The 6,494-nt window shown below is 57.2% G+C and carries 4 protein-coding genes; 3 read left to right on the top strand and 1 reads right to left on the bottom strand.

All coding sequences use genetic code 11. The features are described from left to right. Positions 1–484 precede the first annotated feature (484 nt). The gene (locus AB7I51_RS05645) at positions 485–913 is read right to left on the bottom strand and encodes a hypothetical protein (protein WP_428406155.1); all 429 of its coding nucleotides are present in this window, start codon (positions 911–913) and stop codon (positions 485–487) included. Positions 914–1,582: 669 nt separating this feature from the next. On the opposite strand from AB7I51_RS05645, the gene AB7I51_RS05640 reads away from it, so the two are divergent. The 3 genes from AB7I51_RS05640 to ftsH all read left to right on the top strand — a co-directional run bounded on the left by AB7I51_RS05640 (position 1,583) and on the right by ftsH (position 5,712). Further along, positions 1,583–2,371: a hypothetical protein gene (locus tag AB7I51_RS05640; protein WP_428406154.1), complete on the top strand. Its 789-nt coding sequence runs from the start codon at positions 1,583–1,585 to the stop codon at positions 2,369–2,371. Between the two features lie 581 nt (positions 2,372–2,952). After that, positions 2,953–3,684 (top strand): DUF1614 domain-containing protein, encoded by a 732-nt coding sequence (locus AB7I51_RS05635; protein WP_428406153.1) that lies wholly within the window; start codon positions 2,953–2,955, stop codon positions 3,682–3,684. Between the two features lie 111 nt (positions 3,685–3,795). Next, positions 3,796–5,712 (top strand): ATP-dependent zinc metalloprotease FtsH, encoded by a 1,917-nt coding sequence (gene ftsH, locus AB7I51_RS05630; protein WP_428406152.1) that lies wholly within the window; start codon positions 3,796–3,798, stop codon positions 5,710–5,712. Positions 5,713–6,494 lie beyond the last annotated feature (782 nt).

Genomic DNA, 6,494 nt, shown 5'->3' with positions numbered 1-6,494 from the left:
GGCGAGCGGCCGTCTCGCCGATGACTTTACCGCCGAAGCCTTGGCCACGGGATTTTCCCCCGCATTCCATTTAGCCCGCAGATAGGGCGTTGCGCCGATCAAGACAGCGCGGCAGTTGGCGGGAAAGATATTGCCGGTGTTGAGTCGTGCTGGGGACTATCGTTCAAGCTATAGCGGAGGGCGTACAGGGCCCTTTGCGGCGCGAGGGTAAAGGCGCAGGTGGCCGACTCAAAAGCCGAGCCGATCGGTGGAGATGGTCGGACGGGATTGGGATCGTCAAATCACACGCCATCCTCTCTGGACGCCATCATCATTATGTCCGGATATACTTTTTCCGTCGCACAACTCGTCATTTATGCGATTTGCGGGCGTCGACAGGCGTTTGTCTCTTGGCGACGCTTCGACTTCGTTGGCCGGGACCCCATTCGGAAAGCCAGAAAAGAGGCTATCGAACGCTGCCATTAGCCATTCGAGTAGCGGAAATCTATAATTCGGTCGCGTCGCGAGGGGCACAAAGAACCGGCAGACTAAGCAGGCTTGCGAACCACGTAACGATGCCGGCAATGCAATTGCTCCAAACTGGTCCGCCTACGACAGTTCCCAATAGGAACGCCGTGACCGCCAGTAGGAAGCTGAGCCGCAAGAGTTTGTGGCAGAACGCGCCTTCTTCGACCGATTCGACAACATCCGCGGCTGCTCCATCCTCAGCGTGAGCTTTCGAATGATCACTGAGACATGAGCCAGTCGGCCAAGCTTCAATCGCAAAGGCGATTGCCCCTGACAAAAGCCAAACTATGCCGAATCTTGCTCGACCGTGTACTATTGCGAGCGCAAATGCAGTCGCACACCCAGCAATGAAGAACTCCAGGATGTTGTTGATACGTTTGTGAGCGTCGGCGTAATTGGCGATCATGGATTGGCCCGCGCGATTGGCTTCTGTCGCGTTCGATCACGTAAAGCGGGCTGCCAGAGAAACTAGTGGCGCCTAAAGAATTTTCGAACTGCGTTCCCGGCGATGTTGCTCCGCCTACAAATGCGTCAGCACTTCCTTCGGCCTATCTGACGTCGCAGCGATCAGCCGAGTCCGTGATAATGCTTCTGCCCGTGAGCTGTAATGTCATGCGAAGAGAGCAAAAAATTCGTTGCAAATTCCTGTTCATTCGTCGAGCGGTGCAACGCCGTTTTTCCATCTCTGACGCCAGGTAAATGCGTTGCGCTATTTGCCTAACCCGAAAATAATCTTCCCATTAGCTGTAGGTCGGCTCACTATCGCTCTTTGGCAAATTGAACGGGGCGGGAGGCCTTGAAATCGGAACTCCAGCGTAGTCCCGGAAGTAGATCACCGCGGCGCGGTTGGCGACACAAATCCGTCTCTTTAGCGCGGCCGCGATCGTATGCGCGCGACGCTAAAGAGACGGATCCGATCAGAAAGCATTTTTTGCCCTGCGCCAGACCGGTTGCCTCGTTCCCGCTTTTGGAGCGTGACCATTGCGAAGGGCAAATTGCCCTGAAAGTGTTGAGCTTGCCCATTTTATCAGTAGCGCTAGCTAGCGCACGGGGCCGAGTGGCTGGAGTGTCCTATATGTCCATCACCCGAGATATCGCATCGCATGACAGTGCGGTCGCTTATGGCGGACTCATTGATGCAATTGGAGGCGTCGCCACCATCATCCTTGTCATTTGCGGTCTAGCTGGAATTTCGCCGGTTATGATGGTCGCGATCGCGACGATCGTCTTCGGCGTCGCGCTCTTGATCCAGGGCGGAGCTATGCTGTCGGACTATGCGCAGGTCGCATTTCCCGGCGGCGCTCAAAGTATTTCTTCTGAGCAGATGGGCGGCAGTAGCTTGGCGCTCGTCTTTCTTTTCGGCGCAGGCGGAATCGTGCTCGGCGTTTTGTCGCTTCTTGGTGTCGCCGCCGCGGTCTTGTCGCCGATCGCGGTCATCGGCTTCGGCACAGCTCTGCTTCTGAGCAGCAATGCGGTCTGGCGCCTTTATCTGCTGCGCCGCACCTCTGTACATCCCGAGCCGACCCCTGTAGGGCAGTCGCGGACTGTAGAGCAGCCGCAGAACGTCGGCGCCGAAGTGCTCGCGAGCAAAATGGCGTCCGGTCCGGCCGCCACACAGACCCGGACGGCTGTACGGCAATCGCACAACGTCGGCGCCGAAATGCTTGCAAGCGAAATGGCGTCCGGTTCAGCCGGCATACAGGCGCTTGCCGGACTGGCGGCGATCGTCCTCGGCATTCTGGCGCTCGCCGGCCACTCCGCCGATCTGACCGTAAATCTCGTCGCGCTGCTCGCGCTCGGCGCAACGCTAGTTCTCACGGGCAGCACCCTGAGCGCTACGGTTCTGAGCTTTATACGCAGCTGAGCACAATGCTTCCTCCGCTCGGTCACTCGCCGGGGATGCTTAATTGATTGCAGGCGCTTCGACTTTCAAAAGTCACGCGCCTGTCTTTCGCTTCACCAAGAAAAGCGGCCGGAGCGCTATAAAGTCCGGCCAAAGGCAAGGCGTAGCTCTGCCGCAACATTGATCTCGTAACCGGGGCCATGCGCTATGATGATGGATCGGAATCCCGATTGATCAAGTTTTGCGCCGCTCGGTGGAGCGTCGCGCGATAAGGCCAATAAAGTCATTCTCATTTCGAAGGTCGCCTTACCGTGGAGAGCGGCGGCTCCGAAAGGGCGCATCAAGAAACCCCAGAATCGGGTTTTTTCACCCGCTCTGGCTCGAAATTCTTGATAAGGTAAGTGAGGATGAGCGTGCGTCGGTCCGGTCGATTCATTCGCCAGCGTCGCGTGCGCGATCAGCGCCGGACACCGCGTTTAATCATGTCGGCCAGCGTTGGCTGAACGCCGCCCGAAGAAACGCGTCGAAGCCTCTCAACTCGACCTACGTGGCTCCTGCTCTATATGCGGCCTCAACGTCGACACAGCATCATGAGGCGACGCGTGTATTCACTTCAGGTTCATTATCTTCCGCTGCCGCCAATTGCCTACGCGGTCTTGCTTGGCGCGCTGCTGGCGCTCTTCGCGCTGATACAGATCGGCGTGCTTAGCTATGCATATGGCCGCATTGGTCTGAGTTCGAAATATGCGACGCTCGTGTTGTTCGCCTCGCTCTTGGGAAGCTACGTAAACATTCCCATTGCGCATTTCGCTGACGAACGCGTCATTTCGCAGGAAATAGTCGACTTTTTTGGGAGGCGCTATGTCGTCCCGATGGTTGTCGATTGGCCGGGCATGATACTGGCGGTAAATGTCGGCGGCGCCGTGATCCCATTTCTACTTTCCATCTATCTGCTTGCCCGCAATCACATCTGGATTGTCGGCGCCGTGGCGACGGCGATCGTTGCTCTGGTCGTCCATTTCTTGGCGAGGATCGTTCCGGGGGTCGGAATCACCGTGCCCATTCTGGCACCGCCCCTGTTGTCGGCGGCCCTGGCGATTCTCTTGTCGCGCGATTTTGCGGCGCCGGTGGCCTATGTCAGCGGCAGCCTTGGCACGCTCATCGGAGCTGATTTGCTCAATCTGGACAAGATGCGAGGCGTAGGCGCGCCCATCGCCTCGATCGGCGGCGCAGGAACTTTTGACGGCATATTCGTCACTGGAATTCTTGCTGTCCTGCTCGCGAGTCTGCCATTGCGCCGAAGAACTTCCGGCGTGTCGCCCAGCCCGCAATAGTCGAGGCGTTCGCGGTGGCCGCGCTCGACTCCTTCCGTCGTTCTTCGAGCGAGCTTTTCTGCGAGCGATTCTTTCGCTTAGCGCGCTCAGCTTCTACAGCTGGAGAGCCTTGTGGATAGACGACCTGCCATCGAAAAGAAATGGCGCTTCGACATTGGCTATCTTCTATTTGCAATGCTCGCGGCGTTGCTCTTGCAGCAATGGTGGACGAGCGGTCAGCGAACAGAAGCCATTCCCTACAGCGAATTCCAAAACCTGTTGCAGGAGAACAAGATTAAAGAAATTGAGGTTGGCGACACTTTCGTGCGCGCCAAGCTGAAGAAGGCTTTGCCTGACGGACGCAAGCAGGTTTACGCGATCCGAGTCGATCCAAAACTTGCAACCGAATTTGAAAACGCAGGCGTGAAATTTTCGGGAGTGGAAGGAAACAACTGGATCACTTTCCTGCTCTCATGGATCCTCCCCGCGGCGCTTCTCTATTTCCTGTGGAGTTGGACGACACGGCGCATGACTCAGGGCCTCGGCTCGATGATGTCCATCGGCCAAAGCAAAGCAAAAGTTTTCGTCGAAAAGGACATCAAGGTTGGATTTGGCGACGTGGCCGGCGTCGAAGAAGCCAAGAGCGAGCTGCAAGAGATCGTCGCCTTCTTGAAGGCTCCTGCCCACCACGGAAGACTTGGCGCGACGATCCCCAAGGGCATTCTCCTGGTCGGGCCGCCGGGCACGGGAAAAACGTTGTTGGCGCGCGCTGTCGCCGGAGAAGCTGGCGTTCCTTTCTTTTCTATTAACGGCTCTGAATTTGTTGAAATGTTCGTGGGCGTAGGCGCCGCCCGCGTACGCGATCTCTTCACGCAAGCGCGCGCGAACGCACCTTGCATCATTTTCATAGACGAACTCGACGCGCTCGGCCGGGCGCGAGGCATACTAGGGCTTGCCGGCGGACACGACGAGAAGGAGCAAACGCTCAATCAGCTGCTGAGTGAACTCGACGGGTTCGATCCGCGCGTCGGCGTCGTCCTGCTTGCCGCGACCAATCGCCCCGAAGTTCTCGATCCGGCTCTGCTGCGCGCAGGTCGCTTCGACCGGCAGATTCCGGTCGATCGGCCAGACAAGAACGAGCGCGCCGCGATACTTCGCGTGCACCTCAAGAAGATCAAGAGCGGCGTCGACGTCGATCCCGCCCAAGTCGCAGCATTGACTCCGGGCTTTACGGGCGCGGATCTCGCAAATCTCGTCAATGAAGCTGCGGTGATCGCAACCCGTCGAAACGGGACATCTGTGTCATTGGCCGACTTTACAGAGGCGATTGAGCGCGTCGTCGCTGGTCCGGAAAAGCGCAATCGCCTGCTGATCCCACGCGAGCGCCGTATCGTCGCCTTCCACGAGATGGGTCACACGATTGTGGCGATGGCGCTTCCCGATGTCGACCCGATAAAGAAAGTTTCGATCATCCCGAGGGGAATAGGCGCGCTAGGCTATTCGATGCAAATGCCGCTTGAAGATCGATACTTGATGACTCGCGGCGAACTCCTCGACCGTATGACGGTGCTGCTTGGCGGACGGGCCGCCGAAATGTTGATTTTCAATGAGGCTACGACTGGCGCCGCGGATGATCTCGAACGCGCAACGGAAATGGCGCGCGCCATGGTGACGCGCTACGGAATGTCGCCCGACGTGGGTCAGGCCTCCTTCGCGAGGGAGCGCTCACGCTACCTCGACCTTCCCGGAGCGAGCCCGCAACAATCGGAAGCGAGTGATCAGACCAGTGCGCGGATAGACGAAGCTATCTCCGCATTTGTCGAACAAGCCTTCGAGCGCGCAACGGCGATATTGCGAAAATGCGCGGCTGTTCACCAGGATTCCGCGGAAGGGCTACTCGAAAAAGAGAGTTTTTCCGAGGAAGAACTCGCGCCAATCAGGCGCGCAGTAGCCGCGTGCGCCCGCTCTGGAGCCCCCGGCGCGCCTGCGAATAATGTAGAGGCGGCGATTCGAACAATTCTGGCGCGGCTGCGTCAAGCTTATTCATAATAATCACGCGCGAGTTCTTCGGGAGAAGCAGGCTGTTTCGGCTGCCGAATGCGTCGCATCTGAATACCAGTCTCTTGCGGAATCATTATTGAATGACCTTCAGCGCTCGAAGATCGGAAAGCAGCTGCGACAAAATCGTTTGAACGCGACGATCAGCGCGTCTTAGGTCGGCTCGATCGTGATCGGCATGTACTCGGTCATAGCGGTCTCTGCATGTCTCAAATCGCGCTCCTTGCAGCTGCTCGTTCTTCCGAGCCGTTCGTTGGGTAAAAGCTCAAGATCGCAAGTCGGCATTTTTTAGATTTCCGAGCGCGCCCGACACTTGCGCGTTTGAAATGGCGATGAACGCGGTCGATGACGGCGAAGCGAACCTCTGGCAATCATGCAGAAACACGGCCGTACCACACAGCTTGTGGCAGAGCCTATTTTTGTGAGCGAACAGGCGGAAACGTTGAGATGATGCAGTTGCCGGGAGGCAATGATGAAACAAACGCAATCTGCACTTTCGCTAGAAGCCGTCGAATCCTTTGACGCCGCCGCCAACAAGCTGGGAGTTCGCTATTAAAGGGAGGTTTTTTGCTGCATTACCAGAATTTGCGCGAAGGCTGCTCGAATTAGAGTGGCGCCTACTCGCTGAATGCAAGGTAGATTACATTGCACCGCTAGTTCAGGCTTGTCTTTTGGGCGGCGAACGGTGCGATCAAAGTTTACTCAGAATGGACTATAAAGGCGGCGCTGACTCATTTTTTCAAGAATGCGTGAGCAGCACAGTAGACGACATT

It is taken from the genome of Methylocystis sp., from assembly GCF_050246715.1.
In the GTDB taxonomy this organism is placed as follows: domain Bacteria; phylum Pseudomonadota; class Alphaproteobacteria; order Rhizobiales; family Beijerinckiaceae; genus Methylocystis.
This window is presented reverse-complemented; position numbering and strand designations above follow the sequence as displayed.